This window comes from Pontimonas salivibrio (assembly GCF_002950575.1).
Classification (GTDB): Bacteria; Actinomycetota; Actinomycetes; order Actinomycetales; family Microbacteriaceae; genus Pontimonas; species Pontimonas salivibrio.
The window spans coordinates 1,161,260-1,179,135 of sequence record NZ_CP026923.1; the positions used below are offsets into that span (position 1 = coordinate 1,161,260).

The following is a 17,876-nucleotide window of genomic DNA, read 5'->3' on the forward strand; positions in this document are numbered from 1 at the left end:
GTCAGGAAAGACGGGAGTTGGCGTCAGGTCCTCCTCCCGGCGTGGCCGATCGCGATTATCAGCTCGGGGTCCCGCAGAGCGTCTGGTGTCAGCTCCTGGGGGTCGTCCCCCACCAGTGCGCGACCCATCGCGGGGCGCCGAGGTGCGTTCAGGGCGCCCAGAACGCTCGGGGCGATCAGTGCGGTTCGGGCGATCAGTGCGATCAGTGCGGTTCGAACGATCAGGGCGATCAGGTCGCCCTCCGCGTTCGCCACCAGCCCGGTCGCTTCCCCCGCTACCCCGGTAGCCTCCCGAGTTGCGGGCACCATCACGTGGACCACCCTCACCAGAGGGTGCGCCGCCAGAAGAGCGCGGACTACCCGGTTTTTTCGGGCCACCCCGATAGCCGGAGTTCCCGCCGGTGGATGGCCGGCCACGAGAGTTATTGCGGGAATTGTCTGAGGAACCGCCGGGGCGTCTAGGAGAATCTGCCATCAGTGGGTTCCTCTGTGTGATTAAAAAGTCTAGAAATGAAAAGTGGCCACCCTCTCGGGTGGCCACTTTTTAATAGTTGTCCGGCGGTGACCTACTCTCCCACAGGGTCCCCCCTGCAGTACCATCGGCGCTGAGAGTCTTAGCTTCCGGGTTCGGAATGTAACCGGGCGTTTCCCTCTCGCTATGGCCGCCGAAACTCTATGGATTTATCAGCCTGAGGGCACACCCGAGGGTGTGCCGTCGGTTCCCGGCCGTAAATCGGGAACCACATAGTGGACGCGAACAACAGTTCATGTGTATGTCAAGTTTTCGGCTTATTAGTACTGGTCAGCTTCACGAGTCGTTAGTCCTCGCTTCCACATCCAGCCTATCAACCCAGTCGTCTACTGGGAGCCTCTCACCTAAAAGGTATGGAAGTCTCATCTTAAGGCCGGCTTCCCGCTTAGATGCTTTCAGCGGTTATCCATCCCGAACGTAGCTAATCAGCGGTGCCCTTGGCAGGACAACTGACACACCAGAGGTTCGTCCAACCCGGTCCTCTCGTACTAGGGTCAGATCCTTTCAAACTTCCTACGCACGCAGCGGATAGGGACCGAACTGTCTCACGACGTTCTAAACCCAGCTCGCGTGCCGCTTTAATGGGCGAACAGCCCAACCCTTGGGACCTACTCCAGCCCCAGGATGCGACGAGCCGACATCGAGGTGCCAAACCATGCCGTCGATATGGACTCTTGGGCAAGATCAGCCTGTTATCCCCGAGGTACCTTTTATCCGTTGAGCGACAGCGCTTCCACAAGCCACTGCCGGATCACTAGTCCCGACTTTCGTCCCTGTTCGACCTGTCAGTCTCACAGTCAAGCTCCCTTGTGCACTTACACTCAAAACCTGATTGCCAACCAGGCTGAGGGAACCTTTGGGCGCCTCCGTTACTTTTTGGGAGGCAACCGCCCCAGTTAAACTACCCACCAGGCACTGTCCCTGAACCGGATTACGGTTCGAAGTTAGATGTCCAGAGTGACCAGAGTGGTATTTCAACAATGACTCCACGAACACTGGCGTGTCCGCTTCACAGTCTCCCACCTATCCTACACAAGCCACACCGAACACCAATACCAAGCTGTAGTAAAGGTCACGGGGTCTTTCCGTCCTGCTGCGCGTAACGAGCATCTTTACTCGTAGTGCAATTTCGCCGAGTTCGCGGTTGAGACAGTTGGGAAGTCGTTACGCCATTCGTGCAGGTCGGAACTTACCCGACAAGGAATTTCGCTACCTTAGGATGGTTATAGTTACCACCGCCGTTTACTGGGGCTTAAGTTCTCAGCTTCGCCGAAGCTAACCGATCCCCTTAACCTTCCAGCACCGGGCAGGCGTCAGTCCGTATACATCGTCTTACAACTTCGCACGGACCTGTGTTTTTAGTAAACAGTCGCTTCCCACTGGTCTCTGCGGCCTTCAACGCTCAAAAAGTAAATTTCATCACGCATCCGGCCCCCCTTCTCCCGAAGTTACGGGGGCATTTTGCCGAGTTCCTTAACCACGATTCTCTCGATCTCCTTAGTATTCTCTACCTGACCACCTGAGTCGGTTTGGGGTACGGGCAGCTAGAACCTCGCGTCGATGCTTTTCTTGGCAGCATAGGATCACTGATTTCGCCCATGGGGCTACGCGTCGGGTCTCAGGCATATGAGAGACGGATTTGCCTATCTCTCGCCCTACACCCTTACACCAGGTCAACCATCGCCTGGCTCAGCTACCTTCCTGCGTCACACCTGTTAATACGCTAGCCGCACCAACGTAGGGTCGAGCGCTAGCCTCCGACTCTCACCCCGAAGGGATCAAGAAGGAGATTCGGGCTCTTAGCATTATTGGATTAGCTCTTGCGGTTCTTCGCCGGTACGGGAATATCAACCCGTTGTCCATCGACTACGCCTGTCGGCCTCGCCTTAGGTCCCGACTTACCCAGGGCGGATTAGCCTGGCCCTGGAACCCTTGGTCTTCCGGAGGACGGGTTTCTCACCCGTCTTTCGCTACTCATGCCTGCATTCTCACTCGTGTGGCGTCCACGGCTGGGTCACCCCGCCGCTTCGCTCGCCACACGACGCTCTCCTACCCATCCACACGGCTGGACCACGAAGGCCTGCCTATTGTGCAAATGCTACGACTTCGGTGATGTGCTTGAGCCCCGTTACATTGTCGGCGCGGAATCACTTGACCAGTGAGCTATTACGCACTCTTTCAAGGGTGGCTGCTTCTAAGCCAACCTCCTGGTTGTCTATGCAACTCCACATCCTTTTCCACTTAGCACACGCTTTGGGACCTTAGTCGGTAGTCTGGGCTGTTTCCCTTTCGACGATGAAGCTTATCCCCCACCGTCTCACTGCTGCGCTCTCACTTACTGGCATTCGGAGTTTGGCTGACGTCAGTAACCTTGTTGGGCCCATCGGCCATCCAGTAGCTCTACCTCCAGTAAGAAACACGCAACGCTGCACCTAAATGCATTTCGGAGAGAACCAGCTATCACGAAGTTTGATTGGCCTTTCACCCCTATCCACAGCTCATCCCCTCGGTTTTCAACCCAAGTGGGTTCGGTCCTCCACGACGTCTTACCGTCGCTTCAACCTGGCCATGGATAGATCACTTCGCTTCGGGTCTAGGACATGCGACTGAATCGCCCTATTCAGACTCGCTTTCGCTACGGCTACCCCTCACGGGTTAACCTCGCCACATATCGCTAACTCGCAGGCTCATTCTTCAAAAGGCACGCTGTCACTCCAACAAGGGAGCTCCAACGGTTTGTAAGCAAACGGTTTCAGGTACTATTTCACTCCCCTCCCGGGGTACTTTTCACCTTTCCCTCACGGTACTTGTCCGCTATCGGTCATCTGGGAGTATTTAGGCTTACCAGGTGGTCCTGGCAGATTCACACGGGATTTCTCGGGCCCCGTGCTACTTGGGATCCTCTCCACGTCAGGTACGCATTTCGACTAAGGGGCTGGCACCCTCTGTGGCTGGCCTTTCAATGCCATTCGTCTATACGTACGCGTGTCCATGTGGTGTTCGGTAGAACACCGTGAGAGTCCCACAACACCGACCGTGCAACGACTACCGTCTATCACACACGACCGGTTTAGCCTGTTCCGCGTTCGCTCGCCACTACTTACGGAATCACTATTGTTTTCTCTTCCTGTGGGTACTGAGATGTTTCACTTCCCCACGTTCCCTCTCCCTGCCCTATGTATTCAGACAGGAGTAACTGGGTCGGACTAGCCGCCCAGCTGGGTTTCCCCATTCGGAAATCCTCGGATTAAAGCCCGCTTATCGGCTCCCCGAGGCTTATCGCAGATTGCTACGTCCTTCTTCGGCTCCAGATGCCTAGGCATCCACCGTTTGCCCTTAGAAACTTGACTACATGAGTATGAATCGCTGTCACAGCGTCGCCTAAGCGACACTGTGGCAGTGACCAATGATTTGATCTATTGCTAGATCTGTCGAAAAACACTCCCGAAGGAGTGTGTTTCTAAGATGCTCGCGTCCACTGTGTAGTTCTCAACCTACGGGCGGTACCGCCCGAAACGCGCGCATGTGCTCCGCGTTCGTGACGGTCCGATCGGTTCCAGGAGATGGTTTCCCATCCACCCGGTCCCTCAGGACCCAACAGTGTGCATGGCGGCAGCAGCCCCCTGCGCTGTGTTCCGACCCCGGAGGGTGTACTAACAGCACTGAGTTTCGCTACCACCTAAGTCAATGTTCCACCCATGAGCTTCCACCGAGAGAACGTATGTCTCCCGCGTGGCTCTAGGTGTCCGAAGACACCAGATGCTCCTTAGAAAGGAGGTGATCCAGCCGCACCTTCCGGTACGGCTACCTTGTTACGACTTAGTCCTAATCACCGATCCCACCTTCGACGGCTCCTTCCAAAAGGTTAGGCCACCGGCTTCGGGTGTTACCGACTTTCATGACTTGACGGGCGGTGTGTACAAGGCCCGGGAACGTATTCACCGTGGCGTTGCTGATCCACGATTACTAGCGACTCCAACTTCATGAGGTCGAGTTGCAGACCTCAATCCGAACTGAGACCGGCTTTGTGGGATTCGCTCCATCTTGCGATATTGCAGCCCTCTGTACCGGCCATTGTAGCATGCGTGAAGCCCAAGACATAAGGGGCATGATGATTTGACGTCATCCCCACCTTCCTCCGAGTTGACCCCGGCAGTCTCCCATGAGTTCCCACCATTACGTGCTGGCAACATAGGACGAGGGTTGCGCTCGTTGCGGGACTTAACCCAACATCTCACGACACGAGCTGACGACAACCATGCACCACCTGTATAGAGACCTTGCGGGGAGTACATTTCTGCACTTTTCCTCTATATGTCAAGCCTTGGTAAGGTTCTTCGCGTTGCATCGAATTAATCCGCATGCTCCGCCGCTTGTGCGGGCCCCCGTCAATTCCTTTGAGTTTTAGCCTTGCGGCCGTACTCCCCAGGCGGGGAACTTAATGCGTTAGCTGCGACACGGAATCCGTGGAACGGACCCCACATCTAGTTCCCACCGTTTACGGCGTGGACTACCAGGGTATCTAATCCTGTTCGCTCCCCACGCTTTCGCTCCTCAGCGTCAGTTACGGCCCAGAGATCTGCCTTCGCCATTGGTGTTCCTCCTGATATCTGCGCATTCCACCGCTACACCAGGAATTCCAATCTCCCCTACCGCACTCTAGTGTGCCCGTACCCACTGCAGGTCCAAGGTTGAGCCTTGGATTTTCACAGCAGACGCGACACACCGCCTACGAGCTCTTTACGCCCAATAATTCCGGACAACGCTTGCACCCTACGTATTACCGCGGCTGCTGGCACGTAGTTAGCCGGTGCTTTTTCTGCAGGTACCGTCACTTGCGCTTCTTCCCTGCTAAAAGGGGTTTACAACCCGAAGGCCTTCGTCCCCCACGCGGCGTTGCTGCATCAGGCTTGCGCCCATTGTGCAATATTCCCCACTGCTGCCTCCCGTAGGAGTCTGGGCCGTGTCTCAGTCCCAGTGTGGCCGGTCACCCTCTCAGGCCGGCTACCCGTCGTCGCCTTGGTGAGCCATTACCTCACCAACAAGCTGATAGGCCGCGAGCTCATCCCCAACCGAAATTCTTTCCACACCCACCTGATGCCAGGAGGTGTCGTATCCGGTATTAGACGTCGTTTCCAACGCTTATCCCAGAGTCGGGGGCAGATTGCTCACGTGTTACTCACCCGTTCGCCACTAATCCCACCAGAGCAAGCTCCGGTGTTCATCGTTCGACTTGCATGTGTTAAGCACGCCGCCAGCGTTCGTCCTGAGCCAGGATCAAACTCTCCGTAAAGAGTTTGTCTGTGATGATCCGAAGACCACCACACACTTGGCGACACCGCGATTGCTCGCGATGCCAATGTGTTCTGACTATTGGAACGAGTCTGACTCGTTCAATAATCCAAAGGAATCTCAAAGGCAGATTGCTCTGCCTCGGAGGTTTTTTGGCATTGACTTAGTGCACACTGTTGAGTTCTCAAGGATCGGGCGCCCCCGACTCGCTCCCTTTCGGGTTAACGTCGAAGCGTCTCTACCTTTTACTTATCTGTCACTTTGTTGATTGCGAGCCGGGAGAAGTTTCCTTACTCGACCGTCTCGCTCCGTAGAAGCGTCAGAGCCATAACACTAGTCCATTTCTGTCACTCTGGCAACCAGAGGATTGTGGCCTAGCTGTCGTCATTTTCGGGGCTTCGGGTTCTCACCAGACTGGCCCGTGATGTCGACTTGATAACTATAGAGACCAGCAGCCCTGTTACCAAATTAGCCAGGAATCCCGCGCGTGTCGCGATGTTCCCAGTTGGTGCTCATCCAGACAGCATCGGCAATTGGAGCACCCCGCGGCGACCCGATTAGACGGTGATGGGTTTAAGCGGTGATGCGAAGCCCCGCCAGGGTTTTCTTACCCCGTTTGAGCAGCAACCAGCGAGCTGACGGCGGCGTGGGACCCCCAACTGGGGCATCCTGTTCACTCACAGGGGTGTTGTTGATCGACACTCCCCCCTGGGAAATGGCCCGCCTGGCTTCTGACACCGAAGAGCACAGTCCCGAATCGACGAGCGCTTGGGTCACCGGGGTATCTGGTTCAACATCGGCAAGCGGCAATTCCTGCATCGCCTGGTCAAACACCGCCGCATCAATGCCGTCTAAAGAGTCTTTGCCAAACAGCTTCAAGGCAGCGTCCTCGACTGCCCTGGCTTCTTCCTCACCGTGAACCAGCGCGGTCACGTGCAGCGCGAGGGTGCGCTGTGCTTCCCGCCGGTGAGGTTCGCTCGCCACGGCCTGCTCCAAAGACTCAATCTCGTCGCGACTCAGGAAGGTGAACACTTTCAGCCGGTCGATTACGTCTCGATCATCGGTGTTCAGCCAAAACTGGTACATCGCCCAGGGGCTGGTGAGCTCGCGGTCTAACCAGACCGCGTTGCCTTCCGATTTTCCAAATTTGGTGCCATCGGAGTTAGTAATCAGCGGGGTGCCCAACGCGTGAACAGTCTTACCCAATGCTTTGTGGACTAGGTCGGTGCCACTCGTGAGGTTTCCCCACTGGTCGGAGCCTCCGGTTTGGAGCATGCAGCCGTAATCCTCATGTAGGCGCATGAAGTCCATACCTTGAAGGATTTGGTAGGAAAACTCGGTGTAGCTAATCCCCGCATCGGAATTTAACCGCGCAGCGACCGCGTCCTTTTTGATCATGGTGCCTACGCGGAAGTACTGGCCTATGTCTCGAAGGAACGAAATCGCGCTGAGGTCTTTAGTCCAATCGAGGTTGTTCACCATCACTACGGCGTTATCGCCAGAGTCATCGAGAAACCGAGTGACTTGGTGGCGCAGCTTCTCCACCCACAGCGCCACCGTGTCGGGGTCATTGAGGGTGCGCTCCGCGGTGGGTTTGGGGTCACCGATAAGACCTGTTGACCCCCCTACCAACGCCAGTGGGCGGTGGCCGGCGAGTTGTAATCGGCGCATCACCAAAAGCTGCACCAGGTTGCCCAGGTGAAGGCTCGGAGCAGTGGGGTCAAAACCGCAGTAGTAGGTCACGGGGGGCCCTGACAGCAGAGCCTTCAGTGCGACCGGATCTGTCGAGACGTGAATCAGGCCACGCCAAGAGAGCTCTTCCCAGACATCCGCAAAGCTCGCATCGTTATGAGGGGCGGGGATTTTCCCGCCAGAAGAGGCCGTTGACACGCGGTCAGGTTATCACTGCAGCGTCATGAACTGTCATCGAGCACACGGCGATGCCAAAGCTAGGACAGAATAGAGACATCCCTGCGCCAGGAGGCCTCCGGAGGCGCGCCATCACAGTGGCTGCATCACACAGCACCGTGACTACATCACACAGCACAATGAGGAGACACAATGTCGACACTGAGCAAGCGCTTTGGCGCTTTCGCTGGTGCCGGTGCCCTGGTTTTGGCACTTGCTGCCTGCCAAGCGGGTACCGCCCCAGAAACCGAAACTGCCGAACCTGAAGAGGCCGCAGAAGAGACCACCGAAGAGACTCCAGCCGAGGAGTCGCTGCCGACCCTGACCGATGGTGTGCTCACCATCGCCACCGGTGAACCGGCTTACTACCCCTACGTACTCGAAGACGACCCGACCAGTGGCGAAGGCTTCGAATCGGCCGTCGCGTACGCGCTGGCCGAAGAGCTGGGCTTCGCCCCGGAGGATGTCCAGTGGGTACGCACCACGTTTGAGGCCGCAATCCAGCCCGGACCGAAAGATTTTGACTTCAACCTGCAGCAGTACACCATTACGGCGGAGCGGGCGGAAAACGTCGACTTCTCGCTGCCCTACTACTCCACCCCGCAGGCAGTCATCACCAACGCGTCTTCGGCAGCAGCCGACGCCACGTCTATTGCTGATTTGAAAGACCTGATCATTGGCGCAGCGACGGGAACCACCAGTTTCCAAGCCATTGAGGCAATCATCGACCCGACCAGTGGCGCCCAGGCGTTCAACGACAACGATGCTGCGAAACTCGCACTCGAGACCGGCCAGATCGACGCTCTCGTCGTGGACCTCCCCACCGCGTTCTATTTGACCGGTGTGGAAATCACTGACGGCTTGATTGTTGGCCAGCTTGCTGGCGACGTCGGCGTGCCCGACCAGTGGGGTCTTGTTCTGGAAAAGGACAGCCCATTAACCGACGCGGTCAACGAAGCACTGCAGGCCTTGACCGACAACGGCACGCTCGCCGAAATCACCGACACGTGGCTGGGCGCTGACCAGTCCGCTCCGGTCCTCCAGTAACGACCGTCTAAGAGAAACCCTCACCGACTCGTGAGTGTGGAATCCGCTGCCCGGCGCCCGAGCCCTATTGAGCTCGAGCGCCGGGCGTTTCGGAAAAAACAATCTGGCCGCTCCGTAGCGGTCTCTTTTGGCAGCACTCTGGTATTCGCGGTGGTGATTTATTTCACCGTCATCAACACTCCAGGCTGGGAACGAGTGCAGCAGGCCTTTTTCAACGTCGACGTGTTGGTGGGCGCCTGGCCTCGGGTCATCGAAGGCTTATGGCTGAACATCCGCGTGCTGTTTTTTGCCGCCATTGGTGTGCTGATCATTGCCCTCCTACTGGCAACACTTCGCACCCTCAGAGGCCCCGTATTTTTTCCCCTCCGGGCTTTTGCCGCCGGCTATACCGACCTGTTTCGGGGAATGCCGCTCATCATCGTGTTGTACCTGGTGGGCTTTGGCGTTCCCGGTCTCGGTGCGCTGCCTCGAATGCCCCTCGAGTTTTGGGGCACCATCGCACTGATATTGACCTATTCGGCTTACGTCTCTGAAGTATTTCGTGCCGGTATTGAATCCGTGCACCCCTCACAGCGTCTCGCCGCCAGATCACTGGGTCTGAACTACGGTCAAACGCTGCGCATGATCGTGATGCCACAAGCCATTCGTAAAGTCACGCCCGCGCTGATGAACGATTTCATCGCCATGCAAAAAGATGTCGGGCTGATTTCTGTCCTCGGTGCGGTCGATGCGGTGCGTGCAGCCCAAATCGAAACCGCGCAAGCGTTTAACTTCACCCCCTACGTCCTCGCAGGACTCTTGTTTGTTCTGATGGCCCTTCCCATGATCAGGCTCACCGACTGGTATTCGGCCAGGCTTCGAGACCGCGAGCAGGCAGGATCAACCGTCTAATGTCCACTCCCCCGGTTCTCGCCCTTAGTGGTGTGCGAAAAGAGTTTGGTGACCACGTCGTTCTGGACTCCATCGACCTCACCGTGAATCAGGGCGACGTCGTCGCCCTGATTGGCGCCAGTGGGTCGGGTAAATCCACGCTGTTGCGCTGCATCAACCTGTTGGAGCAGTTAGATGACGGGCAGATGTGGCTAAGCGGTGACGATATTTCTGACCCTCGGGTGAATGTGGACACAGTCCGTGCCCGGATCGGTGTCGTCTTCCAACAGTTCAACCTTTTTCCCCACCTCAGTGTGCTGAGAAACATCACCCTCGCGGACACCGAAGTCTTTGGCACACCCAAAGCCAAGGCGGAAGCGACCGCAATGCGCCTGTTGGAGCGTGTGGGGCTCGCCGATAAGGCCAAAGCGTTTCCCGACCGACTCTCGGGCGGCCAGCAGCAACGGGTGGCTTTGGTCCGCGCGATTGCCACTAACCCCGAAGTGTTACTTCTGGATGAGATTACGAGTGCGCTGGATCCTGAATTGGTCGGCGAAGTGCTCGACTTGGTGCGCACCTTGAAAGAAGATGGCACCACCATTGTCATGGCCACCCACGAAATGGATTTTGCGAAAGACGTGTCCGACCAGGTGGTGTTTCTCGACCAGGGTGTGATCTGCGAACAGGGTTCGCCTCAGCAGATCTTTGAATCACCGACCAAGGACCGCACCAAGGAGTTCCTGCACCGGTTCAATAACCGCTAAGGATTCCGTCCTCAACGACCGTCGCGAGGAATTTTTGCCGCAAGGGCCATCGCCCCGCCGGCCAAAATGAGCACTACGGTAATCGCCAAACCTATGGCAATGGTTTCTAGGCTCATGATTGCCCCGGACAGGTCACCGGTGCCATTTCACCGCGGTCGAGGAAATAGTCCACCAGAATCCGGTTGACACAGTCGTTGGTGTAGTTACCGGCAGGCGCGTGGATTTCCGATTCCACCGAAATGAGTGTTGCCCCGAGGGTCTCTGCGGTGTCCTCCGCAAAGCTAAACGGGGTCACGGATTCGTAGAGGGACCCGATGATCAGCAGGTCTTCCCCGGAGGGGTTTGACGGCACGAACGGCTCTGTCGGTGGGTCAGGGATTTCCGGGTTATCGATCGCCAGTTGGTACCAACTGAGGCCTTTGGGGGGACCAAAGTATTCGTAGCCGGAGGCATCCGAATACAAGGCAGTGAGCATGGGGGCGACTTCCTCTGCTTTGCGGGAAAACTCTCGCTGCTCGTCCTCACCGAGGGGCGGCTGGGAGAAGTCCATGGTGTTGACGATCACCCGAATCTCGAACTCGTTGGAGCGAGCGATTTCTTTTTCCTCCAGGCTCTCGCCATACAAACTATCGGGCTCGTAACCGTCAAGCCAGAAAGCAAACCATTCAAAGGTGCCATTCCAGCGGTATTGCACCGCATCAAATATGGCTTGGTTGAAATACGCTTGTGCGTCTTCTTCGGGTAGGTAGTTCAGGGCCGCGATACCTCGGGTAAACAGTGACTCCGAGCTGATTTGGGTGTCTTCGAATTCCCCGGCCGGTTCAATCCCCGCAAAACCGTAGAGCTGGTCGTCGTCGGCGAGTTGGCGCAGCTCGAGCACGGTATCCCAGGCTTCGTCGAAACTGATTTCTTGGTTATCGGCATAGCCTTGGACAAGACCAGCAAGTTTTTCTTCATCGGCGGCCAATTTTTCGAGCCGACTGGCAATCCGGTCAGTATCCACGGTGGTGGGGCTATCGAACACAATTTTTCCGACATGGTCGGGAAAAGTGCTGACGTAGCGCCCGGCGATGGTGGTGCCATAGGACGAACCAATGAAGTTCAGTGGTTCACCGGGGGTGACCACTTCGCGCATGATGTCGAGGTCGGCCACCACGTTGTTGGTGGAGAGTGTCCACCAGTAGGGGTTGTCTTCTTGGCAGGTTTCATAGTGGACGTCGAGTACTTCGACGACGGCGTCGAGTTCTTCTTCGTTGGCGGGTGAGCCTTCTTCGAAGTAGGTGATGAAGTCGGTCACATCGGAGCAGCGAATATCGGTGCCGTCGGCAAACCCGGAATACTGCACCCCTCTCGGGTCAAAGCCGATGATGTCGAAATTGTCGGTGAGGTCTTCTGGAAAGTCTGAAAATTGCACTTGGCCCACCCCGGACACTCCGGGACCGCCAGGGTTAATAAAAATCGCGCCCATCGAGCGCTCGGTTGCTTCTCGGCGCATCATCGCGATCTCGAAGTCAGGTACTGCTTCGGAGACATCCTCATAGACGGCGGGCACGGCCACGGTGGCGCAGGTGACGTCAGCGTCCACGAAACCACTGGCTGCCACGTCGGGTTCGATCAACCACTCGGCGTCACATTCGCCCCAGGAAATCTCTTGGTCGTAATAGCTATCAATGTCGACCGGGGTCGTAGCGTCAGCGTTACCCGCGAGTGGGGTGGCCGGTCCTTGACATGCCGATACGACCAGGACGACCGGGAGCAAAGCCCCCATAGCGGAAAGAGGTTTGAGTGGCATTCCTCTACGCTATCGCCCTCGTGTGGTGGCCTCCTGCCAGAGAGGCGCGGCGGGTTCGGAGGATTCGTCTGCATTGGATGGGTCTGCGCCGGATGGCTCCGTGACGCTTTCCTCGTGGGCCACCACGAGGGGGTAATGCGCGTCGCCCACGCGCATTTCGATTTGCAGTGAGCCACCAAGCGACTCCACGTAGCGGGCAAGGGTATCGATGCGCACCCGCTGAATTTCTCCTCGCTCAAGACGGGAGACACGATTTTGACTGACTCCCAGCCGCCCTGCCAGCTCAACCTGTGTCAACCCCCGGGCTCGACGCAGAGCCCGTAATTGGTATGCAGTGCGCTCTTTTTCGAGGGATTCACGTTCGCGCCTGATTGACTCGGAGCTGAGGCGCAAACGGTCACTCAACTGCGCCAATTCGCTCTCGGCGTCACTCATTATTAGTCCTCCGGTAGTCATCGAAAGCAGCATCGGCCATGGGTATTTCGCGGGAATACCAACTGTCCCATTGGCCAGTTTTATCGCCTGCGCGAAGCATCACCGCGTGACGACCTGAATCAAGACACCACAGCACCCGCAGTTGGCGGCCCTCGAGTCCAGTGAGACGCAGCTCTTTCATATTCGAATAGCGCGAGCCCACAATTTTGCCCACGTAGGGTCGCCCTAATTGGGGACCGTGTGTCGCCAGCATCCCTAAGAGAGCAATCAAGCGTTCCGCCCCTCTAGGCGCAAGTGTCGATAGCCACCCCTCAATGCGGGAGGTGTTGATGTGCCAAACAGAAGAAATGCGACCACGCCCCAAGATTACAACATAAAAGGTTTATTTACTCCTTTGCTCAGAATGCCAGAGGGTTGCCACAAGAGAACCCGCTGGCAGCTCGCAGGGAAAAAGCAGCGCACCGAAAGCCCCCTGTGGACAGCGGGACCTACAGCGGCAGTCCAAGCGGTAGTGCGGAAACACTCGGCGCCCAGTACTCCGTCACCCGAGCGGGCAGAGGATCTAGGTGTCGAGACCCTCGACTAGTCGCCTCAACGCTTCCCGTTGAGCGGCAACAGACTGCGGTGCTGTCCCCGCGGGGCCGTTCTTTTTCGACACCGACTCCCCCGCACTCAAAATGTCTCGCACCGACGGGTCCAAATGGGCTGACACGGCCACATACTCGTCATCTGTGAGCTCGTCTAAGCCCACACCGCGCTGCTCACAGGCTCGCACCAGCGCACCCGCAATTTCGTGTGCCTCGCGGAAGGCAATACCGCGCACGACAAGCCAATCAGCGACATCTGTGGCGAGGGAATACCCCGCAGTGGCGAGGCTCTCCATCCGGTCGTAATCAAATTCGAGGTGGGCCAGCAAACCTGCCATCGCCGGGAGCGTCACCAACAGCGTTTCTGCCGAATCAAACACTGGTTCTTTATCTTCTTGCAGGTCACGGTTATACGCCAGAGGAAGCGCTTTCAGCGTGGTGAGTAGACCCGTCAGGTTGCCGATCAGTCGACCCGACTTACCCCGGGCCAACTCAGCGATGTCGGGGTTCTTCTTCTGAGGCATCATCGACGACCCGGTGGCATAGGCGTCGTGGAGGGTGACGTAACCAAACTCTGCGGTGGAAAAGACGATGATCTCTTCGGCCAGCCGAGAAATATCCACACCAATTTGTGCCGCCACATACGCCCATTCGGCGACGCTGTCGCGCGCACTGGTGGCATCAAGCGAGTTGGGCAGTACCCCATCAAAGCCCAATTCTCGGGCGACCGCTTCCGGGTCTAGCCCAAGGCCCCCACCGGCGAGCGCACCACCGCCATAGGGCGAAAGGTTATTGCGCACCGACCAGTCATCGAGGCGTTGAATGTTTCGCACCAGCGGCCAGGCGTGGGCGAGCAGGAAGTGAGCGACTAACACCGGCTGTGCGTGTTGGAAGTGCGTGCGACCGGGCATCACCCGCTCCCCGGCCTCTTCTGAGCGCAGGATCAGGATGCGCACCACTTCGATGAGGATGTGGCGAATCGCCCGGGAGCGGTCGCGTAAATACATCCGGACAAAGGTGGCGATTTGGTCGTTTCGACTGCGTCCGGCGCGAATCGCGCCACCCAGTTCTGGGCCTACCCGCTGGATGAGTTCACGCTCGAGGGCGCCGTGAACATCTTCGTCGTCCGGCTTGGCCACCAACCGGCCTTCGAGAAAGTCTTCTCGCATGGATTCGAGCGTGGCAAGAACTGTAGCTAAGCCTTCAGGCTCCAAGTAGCCGTGCACCTGCAACTGCTTGGCGTGAGCCGCAGTGGCCTCAAGGTCGTAAGCGGCTAATTGCCAGTCGAAATGTGTGGAGCGCGAGAGCTGTTGCATCTCGTAGGACGGCCCGTCCTGGAACCGCCCACCCCACAGGCTGCCCTCGTGTGTGCCCTCGCTTCTACCTTCAGCCATACCGTCGTTCGCGCCACTGTCACCACGGGAGTGTTTTTCGCTCATGGTTGTGGCGCCCTTCTCGATTCGTGACCCGTGACAGCCACTGGGGGCTTTACGCCCCGTGGTTATTTGCTGTCGCGCTTAGCCGCAATCTTGCCAGGCAATGCCCACAATTCGATAAAGCCTTTGGCGTGGGATTGGTCGAACGTGTCACCGGTGTCGTAGGTCGCGAGGTCAAAGTCGTAGAGGCTTTGCTCGGATTTACGTCCGGTCACCACAGCCGCGCCCTGGTGAATACTCACCCGCACCTCACCGGAGACTGGTTTTTGGGTTTCGTCGATGAACGCATCCAGCGAGCGCTTCAGCCCCGAGTACCACAGGCCGTCGTAGACCAGGTGCGACCAGTCGGCTTCGATGCTGCGCTTGTAGCGGTTCACATCACGCTCCATCACCAAGTTTTCTAACTCTTCGTGGGCGTTAATGAGCACTTCCGCACCGGGTACTTCGTAGACTTCGCGGGACTTAATGCCCACCAGGCGGTCTTCCATGATGTCGATGCGTCCCACACCGTGGGGTCCGGCGAGGGCGTTGAGTTCCTGAATGGCTTGCAGGGGGGTGACGCTTTTCCCATTCAGTGCGACAGGGATGCCATGCGCAAAAGTAATGGTAACTTCATCGGCTGGCTTATCCCCTGAGGGAGTCTGGGTGTATTCCCACACGTCCTCACCGGGTGCCGACCACGGGTCTTCCAGTGGGCCAGTCTCCACGGTGCGACCCCACACGTTTTTATCCACCGAGTAAGGGTTTTTCTTGCTCTGCTCGATGGGAAGGTTGTGCTCTTCGGCGTAGGCGATTGCTTTATCGCGGGTCAGGGCAAGATCCCTGATGGGGGCAATGTTGGACAGTTCAGGCGCGAGAGCCAACACACCGGCTTCAAAGCGGACCTGGTCGTTTCCTTTACCGGTGCAGCCGTGGGCGACGGTGTCGCAGGAGAGTTCCCTAGCCACACGCACCAGGTGTCGCACGATGACGGGCCTGGATAGCGCAGAAACCAGTGGGTAGCGCTTTTGGTACCGAGCGTTTGCTTTCAGTGCCGGCATCACGAAATCGTTGGCGAATTCGTCTTTGGCGTCGACAACGATGGATTCCACCGCACCACAGTCCAAGGCGCGCTGGCGGATAGTGTCCATATCTTCGCCGCCTTGACCCAAATCAACGGCAAGCGCGACGACCTCTTTACCGGTCTGGTCTTTCAACCACCCGATTCCTACTGAAGTATCAAGGCCTCCGGAGTAGGCAAGGACGACGCGTTCTGACATGGGGTTTCCTCTCGGCTCGCACTCCCGGTGGCGCACTGACCACGATAGGGAGGGCCAGGTGGGGAGTTAGCTCAATCCTACCGCCGGCGAAGCGTCGCTACGCGCGCTCCAATAACCACGCCAGCAGGGCTTTTTGGGCGTGCAAACGGTTTTCGGATTCGTCCCAAATCACACTCTGTGGTCCGTCAATGACGGACTGTTCCACTTCAAACCCTCGGTCGGCCGGTAGACAGTGCATAAACAGGGCTCCGGGTTTCGCGAGTGCCATCAGCTGGTCGGTGACTTGATAGGGAGTGAAGGTTTTCACCCGCTGTACTTTTTCATCTTCTTTCCCCATCGACACCCACGTGTCGGTGACGACCACGTCGGCACCGGCGACGAGTTCTTCTGGGTCTACTCCTACCCGAACACTGCCCCCCGTTTGTAGGGCGATGCGCTCCGCATCGGCCACCACGTCGGCGCGTGGGGCGAATTGTTCGGGGCAGGCAATGCGCACGTGCATTCCCGCGGCCGCACACGCCAAAAGGTAGCTTTGGGCCATGTTGGAGCGGCCATCACCGCTGAAACACACCACACGGTCTTGAAGCGTTCCCAATTTTTCTTGCATGGTCAACAAGTCAGCGAGTAACTGGCAGGGGTGGAAGTCGTCGCTCAGGGCGTTGACGACGGGCACAGTGGTGCCATCAGCCATTTCCTCTAAGCCTTCTTGACCGTAGGTGCGCCAGACAATGGCGGCCACCATTCGCTCCAACACCCGCGCGGTATCGGCCGGTGTTTCTTTCCCGCCGAGCTGCGAAGACGCCGTCGAGATGATCAGTGGAGTGCCCCCCAAGTCGGCAATACCCACCGCAAAGGACACTCTGGTCCTCGTCGACGACTTGTCGAAAATGACTGCGACCGTCTGTGGCCCCTCCAGGGGGCGATGTTCGAAGCGCTGCGCTTTCATCTGGCCCGCGAGGCTGAGAATTTCGGCCTGTTCTTCAGGGGTGACATCGTCATCTCGTAAAAAGTGTCGGGTCATGCCACTACCTCGGTTCCAATGCCTGTGGGGGTGAATATTTCGAGTAAGACTGAGTGGCCTAGCCTGCCATCGATGATGGCCGCTTTTTCCACACCACCCCGGACTGCTTCGAGACAGGCGGTCATCTTGGGAATCATGCCCGATTTTAATTCGGGCAACATCGCCTCCAAGGAAGACACCGTGATGGTGGAAATCACTTCGGAGGTGTCTGGCCAGTGGGCATACAGCCCTGGCACGTCAGTCAGCAGAATCAGTTTCGAAGCCCCGAGCGCCACGGCAAGCGCGGAGGCGGCCTGGTCGGCGTTCACATTCAGCCCAGTGTTCAACTCAGTGCTCAGCACAGTGGCGCCCTCCGCGCCATTACCGGAACTGCCCAGTTCGGGAGCGAGTGACGAAATCACCGGAATCGCGCCTTCCTCTAACAGGGTGCGCACCACTGCGGGGTTTACTTCAGTGACCTCTCCCACGTGACCCAAATCCACTTCGTGGCCGTCGATCATGGCGCCGCGCCTGGTGGCGTGAAAAAGCCCCTCATCGAAACCGTTGAGCGCCCTGGCTGTCACCCCGTAGCGTTCAATACGCGCCACCACGTCGGCGGAAATTTCTTCCCGCAACACATCTCGAACGATGGGAATCGCCTCTGTGCTGGTCACCCGGTAGCCGCCACGAAATTCACTCTCAATACCGCGAGCTTTCAGAGCCTCGGAAATTTGGGGACCACCACCGTGAACAATGACGGGCATCACCCCCACCGTGCGCAGGTAGACCATGTCGGCAGCAAACGCATCTAACAGGTCTTCGCTCACCATCGCATTGCCACCAAGCTTCACCACCACGGTGTGACCGCCAAAGCGCAACAGCCACGGCAAACTCTCAATGAGGGTTTGGGCTTTAACGTGGGCGTCGTGGAAACGCGGCTCAGGATTAATCATCA

12 protein-coding genes and 3 rRNA genes are annotated in these 17,876 nt (G+C 57.6%); 3 read left to right on the top strand and 12 right to left on the bottom strand.

Going from position 1 to position 17,876, the window contains the following annotated elements; genetic code table 11:
- Positions 1–23 precede the first annotated feature (23 nt).
- From C3B54_RS08825 to tyrS, 5 genes are all read right to left on the bottom strand, one after another.
- Positions 24–311: a hypothetical protein gene (locus C3B54_RS08825; protein ID WP_170006116.1), complete on the bottom strand. Its 288-nt coding sequence runs from the start codon at positions 309–311 to the stop codon at positions 24–26.
- A gap of 241 nt (positions 312–552) precedes the next feature.
- A 5S ribosomal RNA gene (gene rrf, locus C3B54_RS05850) occupies positions 553–669 on the bottom strand.
- A gap of 102 nt (positions 670–771) precedes the next feature.
- Positions 772–3,881, bottom strand: a 23S ribosomal RNA gene (locus tag C3B54_RS05855).
- Positions 3,882–4,301: 420 nt separating this feature from the next.
- Positions 4,302–5,824 (bottom strand): 16S ribosomal RNA (locus tag C3B54_RS05860).
- The 16S, 23S and 5S rRNA genes sit together here, the layout of an rRNA operon.
- A 572-nt stretch (positions 5,825–6,396) precedes the next feature.
- Positions 6,397–7,713: a tyrosine--tRNA ligase gene (gene tyrS / locus C3B54_RS05865; RefSeq protein ID WP_104913664.1), complete on the bottom strand. Its 1,317-nt coding sequence runs from the start codon at positions 7,711–7,713 to the stop codon at positions 6,397–6,399.
- 171 nt (positions 7,714–7,884) lie between these two features.
- Here tyrS and C3B54_RS05870 point away from each other — a divergent pair, with 171 nt between their 5' ends.
- The 3 genes from C3B54_RS05870 to C3B54_RS05880 are packed head-to-tail and all read left to right on the top strand — an operon-like array spanning position 7,885 to position 10,412.
- Positions 7,885–8,778: an ABC transporter substrate-binding protein gene (locus tag C3B54_RS05870; RefSeq protein WP_104913665.1), complete on the top strand. Its 894-nt coding sequence runs from the start codon at positions 7,885–7,887 to the stop codon at positions 8,776–8,778.
- 30 nt (positions 8,779–8,808) lie between these two features.
- Positions 8,809–9,669, top strand: a complete 861-nt coding sequence (locus C3B54_RS05875; protein ID WP_104913666.1) for an amino acid ABC transporter permease — start codon at positions 8,809–8,811, stop codon at positions 9,667–9,669.
- Positions 9,669–10,412, top strand: coding sequence for an amino acid ABC transporter ATP-binding protein (locus C3B54_RS05880; protein WP_104913667.1), 744 nt, complete (start codon positions 9,669–9,671; stop codon positions 10,410–10,412). The genes C3B54_RS05875 and C3B54_RS05880 overlap by 1 nt, the downstream gene beginning before the upstream one ends.
- A 112-nt stretch (positions 10,413–10,524) precedes the next feature.
- On the opposite strand, the gene C3B54_RS05885 is transcribed toward C3B54_RS05880, so the two are convergent.
- The 7 genes from C3B54_RS05885 to argB form a co-directional block, all read right to left on the bottom strand.
- Positions 10,525–12,204 carry an alpha/beta fold hydrolase gene (locus tag C3B54_RS05885; RefSeq protein ID WP_104913668.1) on the bottom strand — a complete coding sequence of 560 codons (1,680 nt, stop codon included), beginning with the start codon at positions 12,202–12,204 and terminating at the stop codon, positions 10,525–10,527.
- Positions 12,205–12,213: 9 nt separating this feature from the next.
- Positions 12,214–12,639, bottom strand: a complete 426-nt coding sequence (locus tag C3B54_RS05890) for a helix-turn-helix domain-containing protein (protein WP_104913669.1) — start codon at positions 12,637–12,639, stop codon at positions 12,214–12,216.
- A complete protein-coding gene (locus tag C3B54_RS05895) occupies positions 12,632–13,003 on the bottom strand; it encodes a type II toxin-antitoxin system RelE/ParE family toxin (RefSeq protein ID WP_281256231.1) in 372 nt (123 codons plus the stop codon). Before C3B54_RS05895 ends, C3B54_RS05890 begins: the two co-directional genes overlap by 8 nt.
- A 198-nt stretch (positions 13,004–13,201) precedes the next feature.
- Positions 13,202–14,665 (bottom strand): argininosuccinate lyase, encoded by a 1,464-nt coding sequence (argH, locus tag C3B54_RS05900; protein WP_425440302.1) that lies wholly within the window; start codon positions 14,663–14,665, stop codon positions 13,202–13,204.
- Between the two features lie 62 nt (positions 14,666–14,727).
- Positions 14,728–15,921, bottom strand: a complete 1,194-nt coding sequence (locus C3B54_RS05905; RefSeq protein ID WP_104913670.1) for an argininosuccinate synthase — start codon at positions 15,919–15,921, stop codon at positions 14,728–14,730.
- Between the two features lie 97 nt (positions 15,922–16,018).
- Positions 16,019–16,942 carry an ornithine carbamoyltransferase gene (gene argF, locus C3B54_RS05910; RefSeq protein WP_104913671.1) on the bottom strand — a complete coding sequence of 308 codons (924 nt, stop codon included), beginning with the start codon at positions 16,940–16,942 and terminating at the stop codon, positions 16,019–16,021.
- Positions 16,939–17,874 carry an acetylglutamate kinase gene (gene argB / locus C3B54_RS05915; RefSeq protein WP_104914300.1) on the bottom strand — a complete coding sequence of 312 codons (936 nt, stop codon included), beginning with the start codon at positions 17,872–17,874 and terminating at the stop codon, positions 16,939–16,941. The genes argF and argB overlap by 4 nt, the downstream gene beginning before the upstream one ends.
- Between the last annotated feature and the right edge of the window lie 2 nt (positions 17,875–17,876).